Below are 25992 nucleotides of genomic sequence, written 5' to 3'. Positions count from 1 at the left end.
AATTTGAGAAGGAACCCGTCGGAAGTACGACAATTTTTCCGTGAAAATCCGCCCCGCCCAAACTCGGGTGGAGGGGTGGGTGGTGGAAAAAATCGGGAAATTCCTCTTTACCACAAAAATCAAATTTTGCAAGTAGAAGTTTTCCCTTGTCGGAACTCCGACAAAAACCACCCTTTTGAATCATAACCTTTCCAAACATTCTTTCGACTTTAAGCGGAATATAAAATGCGTTTCGATACGGTTATTTCCTTTCATAGAATACGTTTTTCTTTTTAGAATTTTCCCAACTGATTTCCAGTTCCTGAAATACCATTTTTTTAATGTCAAGCATGGAAACAAGTATTGATCGTCTTCCCCTTTCTTCTCTTTCGACCTGCACGGGAATTTGAACAGGCGTCTTTTGATCCCAGCGGATGTCCAAAATCACAAGGAATAAGAGGATCGAAAAATAGAAAAACAATAGAACGGTCTTAATTAAATTTTCCAAGATTCTCTCCCAGAGCTTCGTAGAGTGTGGAAGTCGATTTGAGTTTCCTTCGAAGGATCGGCTCGAGCATCCGATTGCAAATTCTGTCGAGGTCCAGGATTGTATCAACAGAGATTTTTCTTTCCTTCAAGTCTCGAAAACGTAACATTAAAAAAGTTTGAATCCACTGAACAAGACCGAGATCATTTTCATTGGAATGAAGACAATTTCCACAAACGACTTCCAAGGGAGAAGTCTGCAACGTTACGGAAGTCATCTCTTTTAACGGGGTTCCACAGGAATGACAGAGAAGTTCCTTTGAAAGAAATCCTCCTGAGACAAGAAGACGAAGTTTTACAAAGGGAAGAATCAGGATCGAAGGACCGTTCTCCTCCAGTTCTTCCAGAGCCCCGGAAAGAAGTCTAAATTCTCCGGGATGTTCCGCGCCGTCCGGAGTAAAAGAAGAAGCGAGTTCGACGAGATAGGAAACGAGAACCATCCCAAGATAACCGGCTTTCGCGCGGTCAAAACGATTGAGGAGAGCGATCTCTTTCACGTTATGTATCTCTTGCTGATTTCTCGCGTTGTAATAGTCCACGCTCGTGAGAGAACCCGGTTCCACCGAAGCGATCGGTCTCGTTTTACTTTTTCGAATTCCTCGAACTCGAAAGTTTTCTACGATCCCCTCTTCCGGTAACAAACGAATGACCGCGTCTCCTCCCGGAATCTCTCTGGACTCCAAGACGATCCCGCGCATCTTTCTTAAAGATCCTGGAGAATTTCCAGACATTCGTCTTCCTTTGCCTTCATAATTTTTTCTTCTTCCTCGCCGCGTTCGTGATCGTAACCGAGGAGATGTAAAAAGCCATGAACTAACAGTCGATAGAATTCGTCCTTCTCGGAATGTTCGATTTCGAGAGCTTGTTTTTTAAGAGTATCGATCGAGATCACAATTTCGCCTAACGCGATCGGAGGTAAGGTAGAATGCGGTTTCCCTGCTCTTTGTTGGAGAATTGCACTCAAAGGAGAAGCATCAAATTCCAAGGGAAAGGAAAGAACGTCCGTGGTTTTGTCCTTTCCTCTTCTAAGAAGATTGATCTCTTTCATATCGGAATCTCTTATGAGCAAAAGACTCAGTTCGCAGGAAGAATTTCCGAGTTCTTTTCGAAATAGGATCTTACAGTTCCGAAGGACTTCTTCTTCATTCCACCAAGGGATTCTTCCGTAGTCGTTCGAAATGGAAATGAAGTCGGTGGTCAGTTTCCTTTCCCCGAAACCGTGGTTTTTGAATTCTTATGACCGTTGGAAGACGAGCTCAGCGGATTCTTTTTTTCAAGAGCCTTGGTCGCTTCCATACTTGGATACTTAGGTCTGGAATGAAGACTGGATAATAACACTTCTTTGAAGGAAGCTTTGATCACCTCGAGATCTCCGAGGGTCAATCCGCATTCGTCCAATTGGTTTTCCGCGAGTTTGATGCTGATGATCTTTGTGATCAGATTGTCCAAGGACTCCGTAGTGATTTCTTCCAGAGAACGCGAAGCCGCCTCCAAGGAATCCGCGATCATCACGATGGCGGTTTCCTTTCTCTGGGGCTTCGGACCGGGATATTGAAAGTCTTCCTTCTTAAGCTTTTTCTTCTGAGTGGGAGAAAGTTCCGAAAGAGCTTTGTGATAAAAGAAAGCCATCGTAGAAGTTCCGTGGTGTTCCGGAATAAAGTCGATTACTTCCCTTGGAAGTCTCGCCTTCTTCGCCATTTCAATCCCGTCTAACACGTGATCGATGACGATCTTAGCTGCGAGCGCCGGATTGTTCTTATCGATGTTTTCTTTTTTGGGAATCAAATGCTGATTCTCCACAAAAAATCCGGCGTTTGGAATCTTGCCGATATCGTGAAAGTAAACTCCCACTCTCGTAAGAAGCCAGTCGAGCCCTAGATTCTGACAAGCTCGTTCGGAAAGAGCCGCGACCAAAAAAGTATGAGTATAAGTCGAAGGAGCTTTTGTAAGAAGGTCTTGCAACAACGGATGCCCCGTATCGGCCAATTCCAGCAATTTAAAACGGGTCGGTACGTTAAAAAGATATTCGTAGATCGGAAGTAAAAACTGCGCCGCGGTCGAACAAGCAAACCCGTTGATCAGACAGAGGACATACAACTTAAAGATATTGGATTCTATCAAATCTTTGAGCCAAGAACCGCTCGGGATCGCAACCCAATAATTTCTGGAATCAAAAAGATAACCGCTCGAAGCGATGATGATCTGAACTCCTGCGATGTATAAACCGGCCTTGATAAAATCGATTCGTTTTTTGAGATTTCTTCCATAACTCGCGGAAACGATGCAGGAAACAAATCCGAGCATAAACGAAGTCGGATTGTAATGCGAAGCCATAAAAACAAAGAAGGAAAGATAGAATCCGATCGCGATCGAAAGTTGTTCGTCGTAGATAAAACTTATGATCAGACAAACCATTCCCACTGGAACAAAGAGAGCGAAATAAAAGATCGTATCGTATTTGGTCTCGAAGTTAAAGAAAATTCTGGAAGCGATCGTACAACTCAAAACCAAAAACCAAATCAAAGAAAACACGATCACGTTACTCGAAACGTCGTTGAGTCGTTTCGGATTGTATTTTTTAAGGAAAATATAGATGATAACGACAAAAACAGTTTGAATCAGAAGAATGGAAATGATCGAAGCGATGTTCGCTCTTGTCGCGTATGTGTTTACAATTTGCAGTTTTTTGAATATTTCCGGAGTGATAATCTCCCCGGATTTTACGATCACGTCCCCCGCGAGGATCCTGGAATTGACCGGTTCCGCACGATCGGACGCAAATTTTTTAAGAGAAAGCGTCTCTTCTTCGTTATACGAACAAGAAGGACTGGAATAGATATAACTCAGGGAAATTTTCTGAACGACCGGAAGGACAGCCGGATCCATACGAGAAAGTTTTTCCTGAGCCATACGAGTCAGAATGTTTACCGTATCCGGGTCCCTATATAAAAACGACCTCGGAATGATATAAGCCCCTTCCAAGTTCGAGATCTGTTCTTTGATTCCCTGGTTACGAACCCTTGCGCCGGAAGATTTCAGAGTCGCGTAATCCGGAGGCAGATCCCTCAATATGCAAAAAGAAGAAAATACTAAATTAGAATACTGTTGAACGAGATCTTTGAGTTTCCCTTTTCCGGGAGTTTTGTAAAGAAGTTCGATTTCTTCCTTGGAACGATTCTTCCATCTGGGAACTACGTTCAAAAGTTCGGGATAGGCTTTTCCTTCTACACTCGGCTTGAAGGAACGAAAATTCTCCATATCCTCTTGGATGGCTTTGTTGATAAAATCTTGGAGGACGACGTAGTCACGATCGAAAACAAAAGGAGCTGACTGATACGCCGTGAGTTTTTTAGCCTTGGTCTTGTCTTCGTCTTCATAGACGATATCTTTTGCGGAGACGATTTTTTCAGGAGCGGTTTTTCCTTCCGAATAAAGACCGTCCGGAGAAAGATCCATTTTGTCCTGACCAAAGAACGGAATCGCGAGCATCCAGGTCACCATAAACAAGGTGATAACAACCAAAACGACCTGAAGCCTTCGAACAAAAAGAATCGGCCGGACCCGGGTTAAGGTGTCCGTAATCCAAGCCATCGCGGACTCAATTTGTTCTCCCGGACTGGGCATACGATTACAACTCCTCGAACTTGCGAACGATTACTTCCACGAGCGGGTGTCTGGTAATATCTTCTTTCCCGAAAAACACCATTCCAATTTGATCCGTGTTTTTGAATAAAGTCACTACTTTTTCGAGTCCCGAACGACCGTGATCCAAGTCGATTTGAGTCGAATCTCCGGAAATACACATGCGGGAATTTCGGCCCAAACGGGTCATAATCATCTTGAGCTGTGCGAGCGTACAGTTCTGAGCCTCGTCCAAAATGATAAACGCATTAGAAAGAGTTCTTCCACGCATAAAAGCGACGGGAGCGATTTCGATCTTTGTAAGAGAAATGTACTCTTGAGTTTTTTCGGCGCCGATACATTCGTTCAAGGCGTCATAAACCGGACGAAGATAAGGGTCCACTTTCTGATTGAGATCTCCGGGTAAAAATCCGAGATTCTCCCCCGCTTCGACCGCGGGTCTTGTAAGAATGATTTTATCGATCGTTCCGGCTTGTAAAAATCTACAGGCGGTTGCCACGGACAAAAACGTTTTCCCGGTTCCCGCAGGACCGAGTGCGAACGTGATCAGATTGTCTTGAAAGGATCGGAAATAATTTTCCTGATTTCGAGTTCTCGGGAAGATATGTTTTCCACGATAGGTGGTGAGAATTTTTTCCGATGGTTTCCAAGGCATGGTCCGATCCGTCTCGGTCTCCCATACCTTTTTTTTGCGGAGTTCCTTACCTGCGTCTTTTAGAATATAAGCAAAGTCGAATGAATCTGTAAAGTCCCGGTCAGGACGTTCGCGGTAGTTCGCTTCGAGTTTTCTAAAAAAGTCGAGTGCGAAGTCCACCTTTGCAGACTCACCTTCGATCTGAAAACCGTTCCCTCTGGGGAGGATATCCATCTCGAGTTGTTTTTCAAGAATCTTGACCCCTTCGTCGTTGATCCCGCAGATCTTCCGATAGAGGTCTTGGTTTTCGAAGTTGAACTGTTCTTTGCGCAAGGAAATAAGTTTATACCTTAACCAGTTTGATCTTCAATTCCTGGAGTTGTTTTTCTTCCACAGGAGAAGGGCATTCGCTCATCAAACAAAGTCCTTTTTGGGTTTTCGGGAATGCGATCACGTCCCGGATCGATTTTCCGCCGGTGAGAAGCATTAGAATCCGATCGACTCCGAACGCCAAACCGCCGTGAGGTGGAGCTCCGTATTCGAGGGCTTCGAGTAAAAATCCGAATTTTTCCTTAGCCTCTTCCTCTTCGATTCCGAGAACTCGGAACACCTGATTTTGAACGTCTCGAGAATGGATCCGGATCGAACCGCCTCCGATTTCGACGCCGTTCATCACAAGGTCGTAAGCCTTTGCGGTCGCGTTGCCCGCATTCTTCTGAAGCGATTCCATAGATTCAAAATAAGGAATACTTTCGTCCGAGGGAGAAGTAAACGGGTGATGCAGAGCGTCCCAACGTTTGTGGTCCTTGTTCCATTCGAACATAGGAAAATCCACGATCCAGGTGATATTGGTATCCCCTTCTTTGGGAGTTTCAAATCTTTCGGAAAGTTTCAAACGAAGAGCGCCTAACGAATGATTGACGATATCGGATTCGTCCGCGCCAAAAAAAAGCATGTCCCCTTCTTTCGAAGCGCAGGCTTTGGAAATCGCTTCCAATTCTTCCTTTTTAAAACGTTTTGTGATCGTAGATTCCAAACCTTCCGCGCCGTGTTTCATGTAGGCGAGGCCCTTGGCTTTGTAGTCTCGGTTCAACCACGCGGTGTAGTCTTCGATTTCTTTTCTGGAGATCGTAGAACCGCCCGGAACACAAACGACCTTTACGGTTCCTCCACCTTTTACGGCTCCGGAGAATACGTTGAAGTCGCAGTCCTTTACGATCTCAGAAACGTTTACGAGCTTCATACCAAAACGAAGATCGGGCTTATCGGATCCGTATTCTTCCATCGCGGTTTTGTAGGTCATTCTTGGGAAAGGAGTCGAAAGCTGAATATTAAAAACTTCTTTATAAACGTTCGAGATCAGACCTTCCATCTCCGCGAGAATTTCTTCCTGACTCACGAATGAGAATTCCATATCGAGCTGAGTGAACTCGGGTTGTCTATCGGCGCGCAAGTCTTCGTCTCGAAAACATTTCACGATCTGAAAGTAACGTTCCATTCCGCCGACCATCAGGATCTGTTTGAAGATCTGAGGAGACTGAGGAAGCGCGTAGAACTGATTCGGATTGAGACGAGAAGGAACAAGAAAGTCTCTCGCGCCTTCCGGAGTGGATTTGTTTAGGATCGGAGTTTCGATTTCGACAAACTTGCGTTTGTTGAGATAATTACGAATTGCGAATACGAACTCGTGACGTTTGAGCATTCGATTCTTCAATTCTTCCCTTCGGAAATCCAGATATCTGTATTTGAGTCTGAGTTCTTCGGAGATATCGTCAAACTCATCCAAGGAAAATGGAGGAGTTTTGGCTGCATTCAAAATCGATAATTTATCCAAAACGACTTCGATCGTTCCGGTAGGCATCCTTGGATTGATGGATTCTGCGTCTCTTTTTTTGAGAGTTCCTTCCACCGCGATCACGTATTCGGAACGAACCTTTTCCGCAAGTGTGAAGGCGTCTCCTAAGAGTTCTTTGCGAGCTACAACTTGAATGATCCCGGTTCTGTCCCGAAGATCGATGAAGATCACGCCGCCCTGATCGCGGAATCGAAACGACCAACCGTAGAGAACGATTTTTTTACCTTCCAGAGACTCGTTCAATTCTCCCGCCCAAGAGCGTTTGTTATAATTTTCCTGAATCCAGTGTTCCAATGATTTCTATTTCCTGTTGTATTGATCGAATGAGATAAGAACTAATCTATATTATCAAATCTGCTAAGCTCGGGCCGGAAGGCAAGATGAAAAGAACCGATAGGCCCCGAACGATTCTTTGCGATGATGATCTCGGCCTTTCCTCGCATCTCGGGAGTGATCTCGTCGTCGGCCTTTACCTTCTCTTCTCGGTAGATAAAGGAGACGATGTCGGCATCCTGCTCGATCGCGCCCGACTCCCGTAAGTCGGAAAGTTGCGGTTTTTGATCCTTGGATCTCTGCTCCACCGCCCGAGACATCTGAGAAAGCGCGATGATCGGACATCTCGCTTCTTTCGCCATCTGTTTGAGGGAACGAGAAATCGAGGAGACCTCTTGTTGACGACCTCCGTCCTTACTTTTCGGATCGCTCATGAGCTGGAGATAATCCACGACGATCAGACCGATCTTTTCGGTGGTCAGAAGTTTCCGCACTCGACCTTTAAAGTCGTCGATGGTCAAACCGCCCGAGTCGTCAATATAGATCGGCGCCGAAGTGACACGAACGATCGATTCCAAAAGTTTGGGAGCGTCAGCCCGGGTGAGTTCGGATTTTTTGAGCTTCATGGATTCCACTTGAGAATCCGCGCAGACCATTTTGAGAAGGAGTTCGATCCGGCTCATCTCCAAAGAAAAGATGACCACGGGTTGGTTGTAAACGAGAGCCACGTTAGACGCGATGTTCAGGGCGAACGTCGTTTTACCGTTACCGGGACGAGCAGCGAGAATCATAAGCTCGTGTTCCTTTAAGCCGGAGGTCGCCTCGTCTAACTTCGTAAAGTTGGTTCGAAGACCGGTGATCTGCCCCCGATTCTTCATGATTTCCATAATGTAATCGGAAAGGGCAACCTTGTCCGAGGACACGGGCAACAGACCCTTAGCGTCTATACTTCTGGAAATTTCGGTGAGATTTTTTTCTACCGTGTTGAAGACGGATTCGTTGTCCCCGGGTTCTTTTCGAATGAGTTCGAGAGAATCCTGGAGAATCTTCGCATACATTCTCCGCTCCGAGAATCGTTTGATCCGAGTCGCGTAGTATGGAAGCGGTTGTGTAACGACCGTATCCCGATAGAGGGAATAGATATAATTGAATTCTTTTTCTTCGTCTTTGAGAAGTGAATTTTCTTTGAGAAAGTTGAGGACCGAAACCGGATCGATCGTGATTCGTTTATCAACGAGATCCGTAATCGCCCGGTAGACTCGTCTGTGGAGATCCACATAAAAGTCTTCCGGAGCAACGGGAACATCAATGAGGTTGTCCGCTCCTTTGAGAAGAAGGAATCCTAAGAAGGCTCTTTCGGATTCCGGTTCGTATAAAGAGTCGGACTGCATCGTCCCTTTTAAAGAAGGATTACTCTTCTTCTTTTTTTACGTGAAGCGTAATGACAGGCTGGATTCCTTCTGCAAGGCGAATTTTGATCTTGTAAGATCCCAGACTGCGGATAGGCTCCGCGATCTCGATTTTTCTCTTATCGAGTTCGATTCCATCTTTTTTTAGAATGGAAGCTACGTCCATAGGAGTTACCGCTCCGAAGAGTTTATCCCCGCCGCCGGTTTTTACGAGAATCTCGTATTCTTTTCCGACTAAGTTAGAGGAAAAACCTTCCATCGCTTTTTTGCGTTTTTCACGTTTGAGCTCGCCCAGTTTCTTTTGGTGAAGAGCCGCTTTTGTGTTTCCTTCGTTCGCGCGAACCGCGAGTTTTTTCGGGAAAAGGAAATTTCTTGCGTAACCGTCCGCAACTTCTTTCAGGTCGCCTGCGTCCCCGAGATTGATAACGTCTTTTTGTAAGATCACTCTCATGTTGGTACCTCAGTTAACCTTGTAAGGAAGAAGACCGATGCTTCTTGCTTTGCGGATTTCACGCGCGAGAACTCTTTGGTAACGAGCGCTGGTTCCTGTGATTCTTCTTGGAATGATTTTACCACGGTTCGTGATAAATCTTTCTAAGAGTTCAATATTCTTATAATTGATTTGTTTTGCAAGTTCCGGGTCCGCAGTAAAACGGCAAACCTTCTTCTTGTATTTATTCTGTTTTCTCTGTGGCTTTCCTTCCATTTCACTGGAAGTTTCGCTACTGTGTTCCGATCTTTCAGATCGTTCTTCTTTTACTTCATTCTCACTCATAAGTGTTCCTCATTAAAACGGTATGTCGTCGTCACCATCCGGTGCAGGGCTGTAGTATTCCGGAGAGGATGGATAAGAATTTCCTCCGGAAGAAGAGGATGATTCCCTTGGAGAGGAAGAAGAATCGTCTCTCGAACCGAGTAGTTGGAAATTCTCCACTACGATCCGGATACGAGACGCTTTCTTTCCTTCGGGAGTTTCCCAAGTGTCCTGCTTCAGTCGTCCTTCAATCGCTATCTGTTTGCCTTTTTTGCAATACTGTTGAATGATATCGGCCGGTTTTCCCCAGACTTCACAATCGAAGAAATGAGACTCTTCTCTCTTCTCACCGTTAGACACATAGGTCCGGCCGTTGGCCAGTGAGAAGTTTACAAGAGAAGTCCCGTTGATCGATTTGAACTCAGGGTCCCGCGTTAGGCGGCCGACCAGAGTCACTCTATTGATATCATTAGCCATTGAGACGGACAACCATGGAACGAAGAATGTTCTGGTTGATTAGAAAATCCTTTTCCACTTTTGCGATCGCTTCTGGAGAAGCGCTACACTTGTAGTGATGGAAGATGCCCTGCTCTTCGTGTTTGATCGGATGCCAGAGTTTTCTTTGGCCCCAATCTTCGTCGGAAGTGATGCTAACGGAATGCTTACCTAAGGTTTCTTGAACCTCAGTTTTTGCAACTTCCCGAGAGCTCACACGTGTGATGGTGGTGAGTTCGTAGTTTCTCAATTGTTTCCCCTATGGTTAAAGCCCGCCTGCGGAACGCGACGAGCAGAAGAACCGATAATTTATCCTATTTTTTGCGTTTAGAGCCCGGGGTCAAGGGAGAATTGGGTCGAAGGTCGAGAAATGCTCTTTCTTCTTCCACGCGGAGTTCCGTCCCGAGTTCACCGGAGAGGACCGCGATCTCTTGTAGGAACTCCCTCGCCTCTTTTCCGATTACGGGACGAATTTTATGATCTTCTTTTTGGAATTTCCCGAATATCGGGACGAGTTCGACCATTTCCAAAACATTCTTTCGGATATGAAGAATCGCGATCAGATTGTGGTTTAGGTAAGAGTTCCTACTTCCAAAAATGAGATTGCCCAGAGAATAGAGAATCACCCCTCCTCTGTAGAGCTCGATTCCTTGTGGAATATGAGGATGATGACCGATCACGACCTTCACCCCCGAATCGATGAGCGCGTGGGCGATCTTTCTCTGATCGACGGTGGGAAAAGGAGAATATTCCACTCCCCAGTGAAGCGAAACCATCCTAACGGGAGGGGCGGAATTCGACCGTCCCCTTCTTTCAAAAAAGGAGGCTTGGAGAGAAGGAAGTAAAAAGGGAGCGACCCCGGCCTTAACGGCGGTTGCGTAGTGCGCGGACTCGGCGATCGAAGTGACGGAATGGATTCTAAGATCGGTTCCTTTTAGGCTCAGACTCAAGGGTCCGAAAACTTCGGGCATTTTTTTTCCGGCGCCGACGTTTAGAATATTAATTTTCTTTAATATAGATAAGGTTTCAACCATACCCTTTGGCCCGTGATCGAAGGAATGATTGTTTCCCAAGAAGACGAGATCCACACCCAAAAACTTGAGGGACTCCATATCTTTTTCATGGGCCGTAAAGATGTAAGCCTTTTTGGATTCTTCAGTTTTGGAAGCAACCACCGGAGTTTCCAGATTGACCATTCTGAAATCGGCTTCTCCGAAAAGAGTCTTTAGACCTTCCACGGGTGCGATCTCTCCGTGTTTCTGAATCGTATCTCGAATTCCCCAATTGAACATAACGTCTCCACCCGCGAGGACCTTGAGAAGTTCCGGATCTCGGTTGTGTTCCGGATGCAAAACGGAATCTAACTTGTCTTGGAGAATTGCGAGCGCGGAAGGAGATTCCGAAGTTTCCTCTTTAGAGATGGAATCCATCGTTTCCGGAAGAAGACAGGAAAACAAAATGAATGAGATGCTAAAAATAAAAAATTTCCGAATCTGAAGAATGAAAAAAGACACTGAAGGTAAATTATTCCTTTTGCCCGAGTTTGGAAAGATCTTTTTTGAGAATCGCGACGAAGTAAAAAATCAGAGAGGGACCACAAACTTCCAATCCATCGGATGAAGCGGCGAGAATCAAACGTTCCTTCGTAGGAAAGAATTTTTCCGAGCCGACTGAACGTTTGCTAAAGTAAGCGAAAGAACATCTTCCTCAATCCACATTTTTAAGAATTCAATGGATCCTGTTCGAAAACGGGTTCCAACTTAAATACAATCCGCGATTTCTACGGAGAATTCTATTCTAACTGAAAAATTATTTTTTCGAGTTATCGTGAAACTTTTCCTTCCGCTTCAACATCTCGATCAACTGATCCATCTTCTTTATCCTGGTTTCTTCTTTTTTTGTATGATGAAGGCGAAACAAAATCGCATATCGATTCGCCGAATTTAGGCTCTCGAAGAATTCCTTCGCATCCGGATTCTGTTTTAAAAGTTTTGCAAAATCTTTTGGAATCTCCGCCTTACTCTGGGACTCATAGGCCGCATCCCAACGACCGTCCTTCTTTGCGGCCTCGATTGCTTTGAGTCCGGCCGGTTTCATCTTTCCGTCTTTTATCAGAGCTTTCGTTTTTTCTTGATTGATCTTGGACCAAATACTTTTCGGGCCTCGAACGCTAAACTTCTGTAACCAGAAAGAATCGTCGAATTTTTGCTTTTGACTATCGATCCAACCGTAACAAAGCGCGACGTCCAGAGCCTCCGCATAAGTCAAAGAAACGATTTTAGATTCTTTCTTTGCAAACTTGATCCAAATCGGAGCAGCTTCGGAATGATTTTTCTTTAACCAGCGTTCCCATTCTTTCGGATCCTTAAAAAATAAAACGGGTAGATTCTTAAATAATTCTTCCATAAATGATTAAGCGACAATGAGCTCGAGGTGATCCTTTCCACTTTCAACGGCTCGAAACGGAATCTTAGAATCAAAGGTTGCAAATTTGAGTTTATGATGAACGCTCAAAGCCAAAAGATAAACGTCCGTTAGTTGTTTCGAACTTACGAACCCGAATTTCAAAAACAAAGAAGGAGAATTGATGGAGATATTATCGGGAACAAACTTATGGCCTTTTACCTTTAAGAGAGAATGAAGAATTTCAGAAACAACTTCGACTCCGCCCGGACTCCCGGGATAAGACGTGTTGCTCAGAATTCTTACAAGCGCGTTCTGAGTAATGGGACAAGTAGCCCAACCCCTTCTCGACTTCTGATCAAACCAACTCCAAGCCGTCTCGTGAAAGGTATGATTTGCATCGCTGAGCGCGATCAAAACGTTCACGTCCAAAAGATAAGCCATCTCTAACCTTCCTCCTCTTTGAGTCGGTTGATCAATTCGTTTGTGACCTTAATCCCCTTTTGTTTTGGAAGCACCGGCCATCCGTATCGATTGGATTCAAATTTTTCCGCAGCCTTGATTCTGGCGTATTCTTCTTCCATTTTCAAGTTGTGCTCTAACGCAGTAATGATTAAGACCCTCATCGAAACGCCTCGTTCCGCGGCCTTGATTTTGGCCTGTTTGTAGAGAGTGTCCGGGATTTCCAAGGTAGTTTTCACATATTTATGGTGCCATAAATATGGTTTTCCACAAGCAAAATTTTACCAAAGTATTCCGAAAAATTTATTTTGAAATTAAAATCAAATAGTCGAGACGGGTGATGAGGAATGCGACGGACGTCGCGATTGGTGAGAGAAACTTTAAGGAGGAAATAGATACATTAGAGAAATATAAAATAACCGATCAAAGTCAAAAGCAAACCGAAAAGCCCTACCGGCAATCCGGCCTTGATCATATCTCTGATTTCAAAACCTCCCACCGCGTAGGCAATTGCGTTCGGAGGAGTGCTCACAGGCAGGGACATCGCAAGAGAAGCGGACAACGCGATTCCTAGACAAACTTCCAAAAGATAGACTTGCGATCCGGGAAGGATGATGACGGAAAGCGGAAACGCAAATGGAACAAGAAGATTGGTGGCCGCCGTGTTCGACATAAAGGTGCTTAAAAGAAGAGCCAAAATACAAAGAAGAAATAACACGCTAACCGCATATTCCGGTTTCGTAATGGGTTTTAGGATATCCGAAAACCAAAGACTCATCCCGCTCTGTTGCAAACCAACTCCTATCGCAATCCCACCGGCGATCAACAAAAGAACGGACCATTCCAGAGAATTGATATCTTTCTCGTTCAAAATTCCAAACGCAGGAAAAAGAATGAGAGGCAAAAGCGCGATCACTCCCGCCGGAATCCCGTGTAGATTTTCAGTAAACCAAAGTAGGACAGTTCCCAAAAAGATGAATGCCGCAACTTGAAACGAATACGAACCGGTTCCACCCTCTACCTCCGGAAACTCAACGACTAACTCCAGAGACCCGTCTTCCGGAAACAATTTCAAAAGTAAAAACCAAGTAGAAATAATCAGAATGACGACTAACGGCAATGCGAACAGGATCCACGTGCCAAAGGAAACAGAAATCCCTTGCTGTTTTAAAAGGCTCATGGCGATGATATTCGGCGGAGAACCGATCGGAGTTCCCACTCCGCCTATGTTTGCGGCAAATGGGATTCCCAAAAGAAGGGCTTTACGAAACGGTTCCTTTTCTGGGAGAATTTGAAACAGAGGATAAGATAACGCAATCATTAGAGAAGTCGTCGCGGTATTACTCATCCACATGGAAATAAAACCGGTAGTGAACATAAAACCCAGAAGAACCTGATGGCTCTTTGTTCCGAACTTACGAATCACTCGATTTGCAAGAAAACGATCCAATCCGGTTTTTACACTGGCTTTTGCTAATACGAAACCGCCTAAAAACAAAAGGATCGAAGAATCTGCGATCGAAGAAAGAAAGACGGAAGCCGCCGGATTCTTACCTTGTGCAACTTTAAGTAGAGGAAGGCCTAACGGATTTGCAAAGAATAGGATTTCTAAAAATATGATTAGGATGGAAGTCGCGTAACCGGGAATCGGCTCCGTTACCCAAAAGACGGCTGCGAGAGTAAAAATACTGATCATCACGGAAACGGAAAACGGAATTCCGAGCCAGAGTTGAACGAAAAATAAACCGCCCAAACAAAGTAACATGATAAGAATTGTAAGCGGTTTTTGTTTCATAATGGTTTCCTGATGAATACGGTCTTTACGTTCGTAAAAGAAAAACTCAAATCCACTTCCAACCAAACTTTCTAAAAAAACGAAACGCAGAAATTGCAAAAAGTCGAATATGCAAAAAACCTTTTTTAGAAGAATTTCCACCCTTGTGATAGATCCTAACTTCCGGAAAATAATCTTTGCGGTTTAAACGCATGGATAAATCGAAATCCTCGAAATACAAAAAGAACGATTCGTCAAAACCTCGAATTTTCTGAAGGGATTCCGTTCTTGCAAAGATAAAACAACCGCTGACCAGAGGAACGGATTTTTGGGTCAATTGCCAGTCCTTTTCTCTCAGATCATAAGAGTCCAATCGTTTATGAAAGATTCGTTTTAGAAAGCGGGGCGCAAACGATCTCAGAAATAAAACAAAAACCGAAGGATACGATTTTACAAGAAATTGCAGATCGTTGAAATCGGCTTCCTTCCCAAAACTTTCCCAATTTAGAACGCTCGGAACCACCGCGTCGCACGTCGGATTTTCCTTTAGATAACGAACACAAAGCTCGATCGTCTCCGGAATCATTTTGATATCTGGGTTCAATACAAGATGAAATTTTTTTTTCGATTCTAAGATAGATCGATTGTTTGCGGCGCCGTAACCAAGATTCTCCGGAAAATGAAAATATCTAAAATCAATTTTCGTCTTTTTTAAATCCTTTCTCGCTTGAAGTTCCTCTAAAATTTTGTCGGCGCCTTCGCTGCGTTCGGGAGAATTGTCTATGAGATCCACAACGAATTCCAATCTTTCGGTCCCATTTTGGCTTTGATATAGAACGGACTGCAAAAGAGAATCTAACGATTCTTTTAGCACTTCCAAGTTCGGCTTATAAATGACGAGGGAAACGGTAAGTCCGGAAATCAAAATACGATCCTTAAACAGATTCTATTTTTTTAATACTAGTTTTTTAAAGAATGAAGATTCCTTGCCGGTGATTCCGTCAAAGATTCCCCAAAAAATATGGCGATACGTTTGTAAGATGGAGGCGGATAAAAAAGGGAGAATCCAAAAACGAAGACCCGTTTTAAAAAGCACCTCCAATTTAAACCGAAATGGAATATGCGACATCTTACAAATGAGAAAACCGTTTCGAAATAAAAAATACCAACGAAAGGGAGAATGGATCGAAATAGAAAATAAACATAGGATTCTTCTGGACTGATTCCCGATCGAATGTTTCATTCGTGCTTCACACACTACGCAGTGAACATAACCTTTGTGAGCCGCTCGAAAGCACCATTCGTAATCCAGGTAATCGATAAAAAAGTCTTCGTTAATAAGTCCTACGTCTTCCAAAACCGCAATCGAATAAAAGCTCCCCGACGTAATGAGAAACGAATTTTCTAAAAGGCCGTTTCCATTCTCAATTCCATAAATATTACGATTTTTGATTGTATCAAAAATGTTCGGTCCATAGGATCCGATTTTTTTTCCACGGATCCTTCGATTTTCATCCCTACTTACGATTTGTAGAAACGTTTCGATCGCTTCGATTTGTAGAAGGCTATCCTGATCAAATAGCCAAACGTGCGAATAAGAATTCTTCTTTGCGTATTCAATTCCTCTGTTGAGAGCGTATCCGAGCCCAAGATTGTTTTCGTTTTCAATCAGAAGATTCGGCTTTTGAATTTGTGAGCGAATCTTCTCGATATTTTTCGATTGATTGTCTACGACGAGAACGGGAACATTCTTTGCGTTTAAGTTTTGAATATTCTCAAGAGTGGATAGAAGTTCCGGATTAAAAGTTACGATGATTGCAATCGGAGAAAACGATTTTTGCATATTATTTTTTGCGGAAAGGAGCCAATGGACCTCGGCTCATCCAGCGAAGAAGTTTACTCGACTTAACGATTCGATTCTTACGAAAACGAATTCGTTTAACGATGAGCCCGGGAAGATATCGTAAAAAAGCAAAAGGAACGAGTAGAATCTTAGGGCTCGTAAACAAGGAATGAAAGAAAATACTGATCGAGAAAAAAAGAAAATGATGAAACATAAATCGGAACACAAACCATAAGGGCATATTCTTCCAATAAACGATCAAAGCGTTTCGTAAACCGTAATACAAAGAAAAAGAACTTCTTTCCTTTGTGGAACCAAATCCGTGATGAAAGACTTTTATATTCGGCGCAAAAAGAACTCTTTCACCGAGAAGCCTCGCTCTAAAACTTAGGTCAACGTCTTCCATGTAACAAAAAAAATCGGAATCAAATCCTCCGAGTTTTTTCCAGAGATCCGTTTTGATCGCCATCGCTCCGCCGCACGCGGAAAAGATTTCTTCTTCCGTTAAATATTCTTTCGAAAGTTTTTGTTTGTAACCCCTTCTCCAAGCGGCGCCCGAAACGTGATAGACGTCCCCCGCTCCGTCGACAATCTCACCTTGATTTTCTTTTAACATCAAAAAGGAAAAAATAGAATATTCTTTCCCTCTCGATTCCAAAGTGGTTTCGCACTGTTTGAAAAAATCGGAGTTCAATCTCGCGTCCGGGTTGATGAGAAGAATCCAATCCGATTGCGGAGCAATCTTACTCGCTTCGTTATTTCCGCCGGCAAATCCGAGATTTCGATCGTGTATATGAACGATCCTCTGTGTTTTCTTTGAGATATCGGAAAGAATCGAGGCCGTATTATCCTGAGAATGATTATCCCAAATTACCCAATTCCAATTTGGCGGGAGATCCATAGACCCGTCCAGAGCCTGAATGAATTTTTCGGAATTATATGTGATTGTTAGAATATTATAATATATCATAGAAACAAAACGTTAGAACAGCAAGAATTTAAGGTCTGAGTTCTGACATTCAAAACGTTCTCTTTGCTCGAAATCATTTTCTTAAGAGATCAATAAGTTTCTTTTTAGTAAAACTTTTCGTTGAGGATTTTGATGAGGTATTGTCCGTAGCCGTTCTTCTTCAAGGGTTCGATCAATTCTTCCAGTTGAGACGCGCTTATAAATCCTTTTCGAAACGCAATTTCTTCCGGACAGGCCACTTTAAGCCCCTGACGTTTTTCAATCGTCTCGATAAAAACGGAAGCCTCTAAAAGCGATTCGTGAGTTCCCGTATCAAGCCACGCGTATCCGCGCCCCATCACTTGAACGTTCAACTCCCCTCTTTCCAGGTAGACACGATTTACGTCTGTGATTTCCAATTCTCCCCTCGGTGAAGGTTTAATCGCTTTTGCGATCTCGACGACTTGTTCGTCATAAAAATACAAACCCGTTACCGCATAACTCGACTTAGGTTTTACAGGTTTTTCCTCGATAGAAATCGCTCGCCGATTGGAATCAAATTCTACGACCCCGTAGCGTTCGGGATCGTGAACAGGATAAGCAAAAACGGTCGAACCGGATTCTTTCTCGGAAGCATCGCTTAAAAGTTCGGAGAGCTCGTGACCGAAATAGATATTATCTCCTAAAATCAAAACGGACGGATGACCGTTGACAAATTTTTCTCCGATGAGATACGCTTGCGCGAGCCCGCCCGGATCCGGTTGCACTTCGTATTCGATTTCAAGTCCCCAACGTTTCCCATCTCCAAGAAGTTCCTGATACATCGGAGTTGCTTGCGGCGTCGAGATGATTAAGATTTCTCTAATACCCGCCAACATCAAAGTGGTAAGAGGATAGTATATCATCGGTTTATCATAAACCGGAAGAAGCTGTTTTGAAATTACGTGAGTAACCGGGTAGAGTCTTGTGCCGGATCCGCCCGCGAGAATGATCCCTTTTCTAGATTTCATTTAACGTGTCTCGTATTGATTTTGATAATATTCTTTATACTCGCCGGAAAGAATTTCTTTCCACCAGGATTCGTTAGCCAAATACCATTCGATCGTCTCTCGAAGCGCCGATTCAAAACTGGACTTCGGCTTCCACCCGAGTTCTTTTTCAATTTTCGAAGGATCGATCGCGTATCGAAAATCGTGCCCCGGTCTGTCCTTGACATACTGGATCAATTGAGAATGAGGAGCCCCCGAAGGATGCAACTCGTCCATGATCGAACAAATGGAATGAACGATATCGATATTTTTTTTCTCGTTTCGAGTTCCGATATTGTAAGTTTCACCCGGAACCCCTTGAAAGAGCGCAGCGCTGAGTGCGGTGCAGTGATCCTTAACATATAACCAATCTCGAATATTCTTCCCATCCCCGTAAACGGGCAGAGGTTTTGCGTGAAGACAATTTAAGATCATAAGCGGAATTAATTTTTCCGGAAAATGATAAGGCCCGTAATTATTGGAACAATTGGTGGTAACGACCGGCATGTGGTATGTATGAAAGTAGGATCGAACGATATGATCCGAACCCGCTTTCGAAGCCGAATAAGGAGAATTCGGCGCATAAGGAGTTTCTTCCGTAAAGAATCCAGTTTCGCCTAACGTCCCGAAAACTTCATCCGTAGAAACGTGAAGAAACTTCTTTCCTTTATACTCATCTTTCCACTGCAAACGTGCCGCGTCCAAGAGGTAGAATGTTCCAAGGACATTCGTTTTGATAAACTCTTCAGGCCCTAAGATCGAACGATCCACGTGACTTTCCGCGGCGAAATGAGCCACGTAATCAAAGGAATGTTTTTGAAAGATGGAGAAGACATCGTCTTTCACCGCAATATCCGCTTTGATAAAGGTAAACCGCGGGTCGTTTTTCCAACGGTCCAAACTTTTCAAATTTCCAGCATATGTAAGTTTATCCAAAACAAAAACGTGATATTCCTTCGTATCTTCCAAAATCTGATGAACGAAGTTGGAGCCGATAAAGCCGGCCCCTCCGGTGACTAAAATGTTTTTCATGCTTTATTTCCAGAACTCGCCGCGATCTCTTTGAGACAAAGTTCTAAGTCTTCTCTCCAATGAGGAATCGGGCCGAATATATTTCTTGTTTCTTCCAAATCTAAAATCGAATAACGCGGCCTAGGCGCCGGGGTAGGATAACTTTCCGTAGGGATCGGGAAAATCGGTTTTGCTTTATTTATAAGAGAATGGGAATGAGCTAAGTCTCTAACGGAAACGGCAAAATCAAACCAGCTCGCAATTCCGGAATTTGAAAAATGCATCGTCTGCGGAAAGGTTTGTCCCTTAAGAGTTTCCTGAATTAAGAATATTATAAAGTCCGCAAGTCTCCCCGCCCAGGTCGGCCTACCCAGTTGATCTTCGATCACTTTTAATTCGGCTCGATTTGGATCTCCCAGAAGTCGTAAAATGGTTTTTGGAAAATTACCGCCGTGCGCGGAGTAAACCCAACTCGTACGAATGATATTCGCTTGGGAAGAATTTTGAAACGTCTTACGGACCCAAGTTTCGCCTTCCGCCTTTGAAGTTCCGTAGACGCCCTTCGGGGAAAGCGGAGAGTTGGTCTTCCAAAATCGAATTGTACCTCCTATTGTTTCCGAGGACGCATCAAAAACGAAATCGGTGGAAACATGGATCAGATGAATTTTTCTTTTAAGACATTCTTCTGCAATTTTTTTAACCGCTAAAGAATTGATTTGAAACGCGGCTTCTTTTTCCGTCTCGGCTTTGTCCACCGCGGTGTAAGCCCCGCAATGAACGAGAAACTTTGGATTCTGAGAAAGAATCGAATCGATAACATCCAGATTCGAAAGATCCCATTCTTCTCTACCGAATCCTTTCGAAGAAAAACCGCTGGATTCGAATCTTTTCGACAATTCCCAGCCCAACTGACCGTTTTTACCTGAGTAAAATATCATATTCTAATATACGAATGGAGTTTGAAAATCGGAAAGGAACGGAGTTTCATGATCTCTTTTGGAAATGATAAAATCGAAATCAGGCAACCAAGTCTTCCAAGGAATTCCGATAGCAGGATCTTCCCATCGGATTCCGATCTCTTTCTGGGGATTGTATTCTTGCGTTACTTTGTAGAGAAAGTCGGTATTATCTTCTAAAGTTATGAATCCGTGCGCAAAACCAGGAGGAACCCAGAAAATATTCTTATTCTCCTCTGATAGATCCGCGGAAATCCATTGACCAAACGTAGGCGATCCCTTGCGAATATCAATGATCACGTCTATTACTCTGCCTCGAACGACACGCACAAGTTTCCCTTGTTCATAAGGAGGAATCTGAAAGTGCATCCCTCGCAGAACTCCGCGCGATGATCGGGAGTGATTATCTTGATGAAAATCAACGGGAATGTTTTCGTTCACGAAGGTCGATGTCTTGAAGGATTCAAAGAAAAAACCTCGTTCGTCTCCATAAACTTTCGGTTCGATAAGGACAGGGCCTTCTATAGGAAATCTTTTAAATTGCATATACCTTTACTGGATCGAAAGCTAAAAAATTCTAAAATCCAGCATAAGAATACCAAAGAATTTTAGATTTCGCACTTCGCGATCAAAATTTATTTATCAATAAGGAAAGAAAGGGAGGCTGAAAAAATAAAAACCTCATGTGCTTAAAAAGCATTTAGGACTTCCACCTGCGTTTCCAAAACCATTCACAAAAACCGTGAAGCAATCCTTTCGGGAGACGATCCGCTCCTACTAAGTCCAAATGAGGAGAATAAAAAGGATCCGTTTCCAGACGATCTCCCCATTTCTTAAGAAGAATCTTTCGATCCGTTTTTACTTTAGAATTTCCCGGATGAAATTCCGAAAAACAATCAAGCTCTGATTCGTTTAAGAATTCTGAAAAAGGATTACTTACGAGTCTCAGCCCTTTTTCTCTGAGACGAATCGAAAGATCCACGTCCCAATAAGAATCACTCAATGCCTCATCTATCCCTTGCAGCATTTCCCAGTTATTACGAGAGATCAGAAGAATATTTTTTGAAAGGGCTGAAACGTTTTTTTCGATCCATTCTCCGGACCAAATTTTTGCCTTCTTTGCTGAAAGTCCGTTTCCGGAAATTCCAATAAAACCCTCTTTTCCAAAGATCAAAGAAGAATAAAGAAGCTCTCTCTTAGGATTTGTGACAACCGGTGAAACAGCGCCGATCCCATTCGATTCTCCGTGCTGCAATAACTCATAGAGCCAGTCTTCTTTTAGAGGACTTAGGATTGGATTCCAGAGAAAAATAAAATCTCCTTTTGTATCGGAGACAAGACGATTGATTTCTTTGGAGTTCAGATTTCGACTCGAAGATTTTCGCAAATGAATCTTTATATTCTCCGGAAAAGTCCATTTCGAAACTTGAGCTTCTTCCATCTCATCCACTCCGATCGCAATTTCAAAAGTTACGTTCGAAGTCGTTTTGGTAAGTTTTAAAATTCTTGAATATAGGCTATCGAGTTCTAAGTCGGATTTCAGAACGACTATAAGCATCGAACGTTTTGTCTTGGGTTTACGCAGCGCGTGATATGTAAACGGATAGTGACCGGGATCGATGCGTTCTACGATTTCGTTTTTTTCCGCATAGTATTCGGCAATCGCTTTCTGTGAACTTCTTTCGCAGACTTCGGCCTTCTTTCTCGAGAAACTTTCCCCATGCAAACGCCAAATATATAAGAAAAATGGAAGCCTTCGAATTCGATCCGTATGGCGAGAAGCCCGAAGCGCAAACTCATGATCCTGGCTTCCGTCGTATCCTTCTCGTATCCCGCCCATTTTTTCTATTAGATTTTTTGCAACTACTACAAAGTGACAGATATAATTATGCGAAATCAATTTCTCCGGAGAAAAATCCGGTTTAGCGGACACGGAAAAAACTCCTAAGTTTTTAGACTGAAAAATTTCGTCGGAATATAAAAACTCAGGACGATTCGTCTTCTCTTGAAGAGCATCGACAATGGTCCATAACGCATCCTTTGACAACCGATCGTCGTGATCCAGAAACGCGATGTATTCTCCGGAAGCATATCCTAACGCGCGTCTCGTCGCAATGCTGATCCCTCCGTTTTTTTCAGAACGATAATAGCGAATTTTGGAATTTCTCTTTGCTTCCTCTTTCAAATAGATCCCAGGTTTTTCATCGGGAGACGCATCATCGAGCAAGATCAATTCCCAATTTTCGTAAGTCTGGCATTTCACCGATTGAAGCATCGCCTTCAAGTGTTTTAGCTGTGTATTGTAAACCGGAACCAAAATGCTGATCAAAGGTCGATAGTGAAGCGAGTCGGTATCGACATTCTTCGTTGTATATCTAAAAAAGAAATACTGGTATTGTCTGAATAAATAACGGAGCTTCTGAAGAAAAAGAGAGACTCTGGGAAAAAGAAAATTGATTTTTTGCATTGTAAAATGAATAGAGAAAGAATCTAAAAAATTCTTTAGATCATCTTGAACTCAAGATGAAAAAGGTAAATTAAAACTTAATGCCGACGGACAAAGCCAAGTATTTGAGAATTTTAGGAATCACAAGAGGAACAAAATCCCTCCAATTGATGGAAGTAATAAGATCTTGTTTTGGTTGAACCCACTTGTCTTGATGAAAAACCGAATGAAACCTTTCCTCTTCGAAAGACCTCCACAATAAAAACGGAGAATGGATACTCGCAAAAGCGGAATCCATCCCAAGGTAAAGTTGAATAGTCCGAGACTGAATATCCGATTTATCAAGGGCGTATTTAAATTTATCTTTTCTAAAAATTGCAAGGCCGGAATGGGGATTGATAGCTTGTCGAAATTTTTTACCAAAAAATGTTTTCTGATTATAAGTCCAACCGGGAACACATTTCAAATCGATGCAAAAAAGTTTTCCCCGCTGATCCCTTTCCAAGCGATTTGGATGTAAGATCTCATTGATTTCAGAATTTTCATCAAACGAAACGATTCTATCAAAGGCCTCTTTTTCTAAGAGAATATCATCTTCGATATTGATGAAGTAATCATATTCTTCAATGAACTCACCCATCTTCAACAAACTGGCATACATAATGTCCGTCGGTTTATCAATCGTATTCTCAAAATCAAAATCCAAGTCCACCAAAGACTTCCCCTGATACCCGCAGATTTTTATATCGACCGAGTCGCCTAAAGTTTTTAAGGAACGAATCGTTGTTTGTAAATGTAGTTTTCTCTCTTCCGTTTTTTTAAGAAGTTTCGGAGAAAGTTTTTCCGTATCAACCGTCGATCTTCCTTTAAAAAAAGGATTTTTGCCGTAAAAGTGATTTATAAAAACGAGTATTTTCAATTTAATCGGTCACCTATTAAGAAATTGAAAAATCTTTCGATTTAGAGTTCTCAGAAAAGAAAGATTACGAAAGAGGTTTAGAATCTGGGGCAAATAAAAGTAGGAAAAGATTGTATAATCCTTCTTCATTTTATGATATTGTGCTAAAAGATTCAAGGTGGCAGGCGACAAATAATCGTTTCTCATACGAGCCCTTTCGTCCTCCAGAAGTTTTTCATTCTTCGGATTCGAACCAAAACCGAAAGTATTAAATTGACTAATCGGCCTTTCGGAAATGTATCGCCAAGAAGAAGCGCCAACTCCGATCGCCTTTAGAAAAAAATCCACATCTGCGGCGATTTTATAAGATGTATCATACATTCCAAATTTCTTAAATAAGGATCTGCGAATAAAGGTTACGCAGTGCCAAAGCACTCCGTAAGATAGAAAGTATAGATCCAAGTCTTCGGGACTCTTTCCGTAAACGACCTTTCCAATTCCGGAATCAATTAGCATATCCCCGTAGAGAAAATCTTCTTTGTGATCTTTTGAGAACACATCTTTTAGAACATTCGAGTCGACAAGAAAATCGCCTGAATTGAGAAATAGACAATATTCTCCCCTCGCAGCTGAGATTCCTTTATTTTGGCCGTCGTAAATCCCTTTATCCTTCTCGCTTACCCAATGAGAAATTTTATCCTTATATTTCTTAATAACGTCGACACTTCCGTCCTTGGAACCTGCGTCTATGATAACATGCTCATACTGATCGAAGTTTTGATTTCGAACGGAAAGGATTGTCTTTTCGAGACCCTCTCGATCATTGTAATTGATTGTGATGATGGATACTTTTGGTGTTTTCATAGCTTTCAAAAGAAGAATTTCAGACGGTAATTACTCATTATTAAACCGTAATATAGAAAGAATATCTTTAGAGATAACAGCGCGCACAAATCAAGGAGATCCTATAAAGATCTTATCAACCCTTTATTGAAACGGAACAAGTTTAATATCTACATCCTTACACTCCGGAATATTAGGCGCGTCTTGTAAGGAGGCTGGAGGAAAGAGTAAAAGAATACACGGCTTCCCCTTTAAAGCCTTCGAGTCGAAGGGTAAAATTTTCCTTTCGACAGATCCATCTTTTGAAACCGTTCTTAAATAATTCAAAAGACCGTTTTTAAATTTGGATTCGGCTTCCGACTTTGTCACGATGAGCATCCGATGCCGTGCATCTTCATAGTAATTTAAGAATCTCAAAAAAGAGTCAACGGGTTCAAAGTCGAATGCCTGGTTTACATAAAAAATAATAAAACGATCCGATTTATCAGCGAGAAAGACATTCAAAAAAGAAGTAAACTCTTGCGTTCTCTTCATATTGATTCGTGAATCTCTTTGCAGATTTGTTATACTGCTCAACGGAGTAAACGAACATAGAAAGAAAATTAAAATTAGGTTCGCAACAAAATTCTTTTCGGGAAGAGTTACCTTTGCAAGGTCTAAAATTTTCGAAACAATCAAATAAACCGTAAAAGCTATCACACATTGATATCCCAAAAGTCCAGGAAAATCATATCTAGAATTTGTCGGCCAACTCCCGTTGTAAAAAAGGATATTGATAAGTAAGAGCCCGAAAAAGAAGAATGGAATCAATTCCGGAAAAGAAACAGAGTACTTTCTAAATTTTATCGAATAAAAAACAATCAGTATGATCAAAATACCAATCAAAATCATACAACCGATGACTAACTCATTGTTTAAATAATTGAGAAAAACAGACAGCCTATCCGAGGCTTTTGTACTATTTCCGTAAATATCGACTTGAACCTTTCTAAAGAATAAATACAGAGAAAGCAAAATACTTCCTCCATAAACAATCGGGACCGTCAAAACAACCTTTGAACTCCAAGTCTTCAACGTCTTTCTTTCCAAAAATAAAATCAAGAGAGGAATACAAATGAAAATTAGGAAATTCTCCTTAGCACCTTCCGCAATCATTACACCGACTGCAATCGAAACATAAGTCCACAAAGAATTAGAAGATTGATTCCGAAAATTTGAAATTCCGATTAGAATCAAACTTATACCGAGTACCGCATAAGTTTCACTCGTCGCCATTCGGGAAAAGATATCGGACCAATAGCGTAAAGAAAAAACTGAAAGCAAAAATAGAAAGGAGAGAGAAAAAGAAAAATATTTTGTTAAAAGTTTTAAGATAGAAAAACTAAATAAAGCGGCGATGCCTAATCGAAAAGAATACCATAAAAGTGGGTTATCTTTCCAGAGTAAAGTTTCAAAGACGCGAAGAAAATAATAGGACGAACGATACCTCTGGCTGTTGCCGAAGTTTCCCACTTCCGTTTGATTCAGGAGTATATAGAAGTATTGCAGCCAGCTTGATTGTGAATCCTTTGATTTTAGAAAATAAAAAATTTCGTGATCGTCAATCAACCACCATTTAGCTTTCAGATTCGGTCCGAACAAATAGATCGAGAGGCTAAGTGCGACAAAAGCGGAAGCGCCAAGAACCGTCTTTCGATTCCATTTAAACTGATTCTCAGCTAAGTAAAGCAGCAAGAAAGATCCAAGAAATACAAACTGGTAAGGACTCCAGAGAAATTCTTTCATTAATAGA

27 protein-coding genes are annotated in these 25992 nt (G+C 42.5%); all 27 read right to left on the bottom strand.

Going from position 1 to position 25992, the window contains the following annotated elements; translation table 11 throughout:
* Positions 1-241 precede the first annotated feature (241 nt).
* The 27 genes from A0128_RS07710 to A0128_RS07580 all read right to left on the bottom strand — a co-directional run bounded on the left by A0128_RS07710 (position 242) and on the right by A0128_RS07580 (position 25934).
* Complete coding sequence (locus A0128_RS07710; protein ID WP_069609191.1) at positions 242-487, bottom strand: hypothetical protein; 246 nt, start codon at positions 485-487, stop codon at positions 242-244.
* Positions 471-1256, bottom strand: a complete 786-nt coding sequence (gene recO / locus A0128_RS07705) for a DNA repair protein RecO (RefSeq protein ID WP_069606975.1) — start codon at positions 1254-1256, stop codon at positions 471-473. Before recO ends, A0128_RS07710 begins: the two co-directional genes overlap by 17 nt.
* On the bottom strand, positions 1229-1684 hold the full coding sequence (gene ybeY / locus A0128_RS07700) for an rRNA maturation RNase YbeY (protein WP_083244087.1): 456 nt from the start codon (positions 1682-1684) through the stop codon (positions 1229-1231). The genes recO and ybeY overlap by 28 nt, the downstream gene beginning before the upstream one ends.
* A gap of 38 nt (positions 1685-1722) precedes the next feature.
* Positions 1723-4149, bottom strand: coding sequence for an HD family phosphohydrolase (locus tag A0128_RS07695; RefSeq protein ID WP_069606974.1), 2427 nt, complete (start codon positions 4147-4149; stop codon positions 1723-1725).
* Between the two features lie 4 nt (positions 4150-4153).
* Entirely contained in the window at positions 4154-5035 is an 882-nt protein-coding gene (locus A0128_RS07690; protein ID WP_173662786.1) for a PhoH family protein, read from the bottom strand.
* A 109-nt stretch (positions 5036-5144) separates the two neighbouring features.
* Positions 5145-6950, bottom strand: coding sequence for an aspartate--tRNA ligase (aspS, locus tag A0128_RS07685; protein WP_069606972.1), 1806 nt, complete (start codon positions 6948-6950; stop codon positions 5145-5147).
* Between the two features lie 41 nt (positions 6951-6991).
* The gene (gene dnaB / locus A0128_RS07680) at positions 6992-8320 is read right to left on the bottom strand and encodes a replicative DNA helicase (RefSeq protein ID WP_069606971.1); all 1329 of its coding nucleotides are present in this window, start codon (positions 8318-8320) and stop codon (positions 6992-6994) included.
* A gap of 19 nt (positions 8321-8339) precedes the next feature.
* The gene (gene rplI, locus A0128_RS07675; protein ID WP_069606970.1) at positions 8340-8789 is read right to left on the bottom strand and encodes a 50S ribosomal protein L9; all 450 of its coding nucleotides are present in this window, start codon (positions 8787-8789) and stop codon (positions 8340-8342) included.
* A 9-nt stretch (positions 8790-8798) separates the two neighbouring features.
* Entirely contained in the window at positions 8799-9113 is a 315-nt protein-coding gene (gene rpsR / locus A0128_RS07670) for a 30S ribosomal protein S18 (RefSeq protein WP_069606969.1), read from the bottom strand.
* Positions 9114-9125: 12 nt separating this feature from the next.
* Positions 9126-9569: a single-stranded DNA-binding protein gene (locus A0128_RS07665; protein WP_069606968.1), complete on the bottom strand. Its 444-nt coding sequence runs from the start codon at positions 9567-9569 to the stop codon at positions 9126-9128.
* Positions 9562-9837: a 30S ribosomal protein S6 gene (gene rpsF, locus A0128_RS07660; RefSeq protein ID WP_069606967.1), complete on the bottom strand. Its 276-nt coding sequence runs from the start codon at positions 9835-9837 to the stop codon at positions 9562-9564. Before rpsF ends, A0128_RS07665 begins: the two co-directional genes overlap by 8 nt.
* Before the next feature lie 64 nt (positions 9838-9901).
* Positions 9902-11101 carry a CapA family protein gene (locus tag A0128_RS07655; protein ID WP_069606966.1) on the bottom strand — a complete coding sequence of 400 codons (1200 nt, stop codon included), beginning with the start codon at positions 11099-11101 and terminating at the stop codon, positions 9902-9904.
* A 295-nt stretch (positions 11102-11396) separates the two neighbouring features.
* Entirely contained in the window at positions 11397-11993 is a 597-nt protein-coding gene (locus A0128_RS07650; RefSeq protein WP_069606965.1) for a YdeI/OmpD-associated family protein, read from the bottom strand.
* Positions 11994-11999: 6 nt separating this feature from the next.
* Positions 12000-12434: a TA system VapC family ribonuclease toxin gene (locus A0128_RS07645; protein ID WP_069606964.1), complete on the bottom strand. Its 435-nt coding sequence runs from the start codon at positions 12432-12434 to the stop codon at positions 12000-12002.
* A gap of 2 nt (positions 12435-12436) precedes the next feature.
* A complete protein-coding gene (locus tag A0128_RS07640) occupies positions 12437-12691 on the bottom strand; it encodes an antitoxin (RefSeq protein ID WP_069606963.1) in 255 nt (84 codons plus the stop codon).
* Between the two features lie 161 nt (positions 12692-12852).
* Entirely contained in the window at positions 12853-14247 is a 1395-nt protein-coding gene (locus A0128_RS07635; RefSeq protein WP_069606962.1) for a DASS family sodium-coupled anion symporter, read from the bottom strand.
* 46 nt (positions 14248-14293) lie between these two features.
* Entirely contained in the window at positions 14294-15151 is an 858-nt protein-coding gene (locus tag A0128_RS07630) for a glycosyltransferase (RefSeq protein WP_069606961.1), read from the bottom strand.
* Positions 15152-15172: 21 nt separating this feature from the next.
* A complete protein-coding gene (locus tag A0128_RS07625; protein WP_069606960.1) occupies positions 15173-16069 on the bottom strand; it encodes a glycosyltransferase family 2 protein in 897 nt (298 codons plus the stop codon).
* Position 16070: 1 nt separating this feature from the next.
* A complete protein-coding gene (locus tag A0128_RS07620; protein WP_069606959.1) occupies positions 16071-17039 on the bottom strand; it encodes a glycosyltransferase family 2 protein in 969 nt (322 codons plus the stop codon).
* A gap of 104 nt (positions 17040-17143) precedes the next feature.
* On the bottom strand, positions 17144-18028 hold the full coding sequence (gene rfbA / locus A0128_RS07615) for a glucose-1-phosphate thymidylyltransferase RfbA (RefSeq protein WP_069606958.1): 885 nt from the start codon (positions 18026-18028) through the stop codon (positions 17144-17146).
* On the bottom strand, positions 18029-19078 hold the full coding sequence (gene rfbB, locus A0128_RS07610; protein ID WP_069606957.1) for a dTDP-glucose 4,6-dehydratase: 1050 nt from the start codon (positions 19076-19078) through the stop codon (positions 18029-18031). It abuts the gene before it with no gap.
* Positions 19075-19995, bottom strand: coding sequence for a dTDP-4-dehydrorhamnose reductase (rfbD, locus tag A0128_RS07605; RefSeq protein ID WP_069606956.1), 921 nt, complete (start codon positions 19993-19995; stop codon positions 19075-19077). Before rfbD ends, rfbB begins: the two co-directional genes overlap by 4 nt.
* 3 nt (positions 19996-19998) lie before the next feature.
* Positions 19999-20559, bottom strand: a complete 561-nt coding sequence (gene rfbC / locus A0128_RS07600; RefSeq protein WP_069606955.1) for a dTDP-4-dehydrorhamnose 3,5-epimerase — start codon at positions 20557-20559, stop codon at positions 19999-20001.
* Positions 20560-20713: 154 nt separating this feature from the next.
* Entirely contained in the window at positions 20714-22471 is a 1758-nt protein-coding gene (locus A0128_RS07595) for a glycosyltransferase family 2 protein (protein WP_427854346.1), read from the bottom strand.
* A 79-nt stretch (positions 22472-22550) separates the two neighbouring features.
* Positions 22551-23378: a hypothetical protein gene (locus A0128_RS07590; RefSeq protein ID WP_069606953.1), complete on the bottom strand. Its 828-nt coding sequence runs from the start codon at positions 23376-23378 to the stop codon at positions 22551-22553.
* Between the two features lie 9 nt (positions 23379-23387).
* Entirely contained in the window at positions 23388-24221 is an 834-nt protein-coding gene (locus A0128_RS07585) for a glycosyltransferase family 2 protein (protein WP_069606952.1), read from the bottom strand.
* 123 nt (positions 24222-24344) lie between these two features.
* Positions 24345-25934, bottom strand: coding sequence for a hypothetical protein (locus tag A0128_RS07580; RefSeq protein ID WP_156781791.1), 1590 nt, complete (start codon positions 25932-25934; stop codon positions 24345-24347).
* Positions 25935-25992: the final 58 nt, after the last annotated feature.

Origin of the sequence: Leptospira tipperaryensis, from assembly GCF_001729245.1 — a bacterium.
Classification (GTDB): domain Bacteria; phylum Spirochaetota; class Leptospiria; order Leptospirales; family Leptospiraceae; genus Leptospira; species Leptospira tipperaryensis.
The sequence above is the reverse complement of the archived record's forward strand: the minus strand, read 5'-3'. Positions and strand labels throughout refer to the sequence as shown.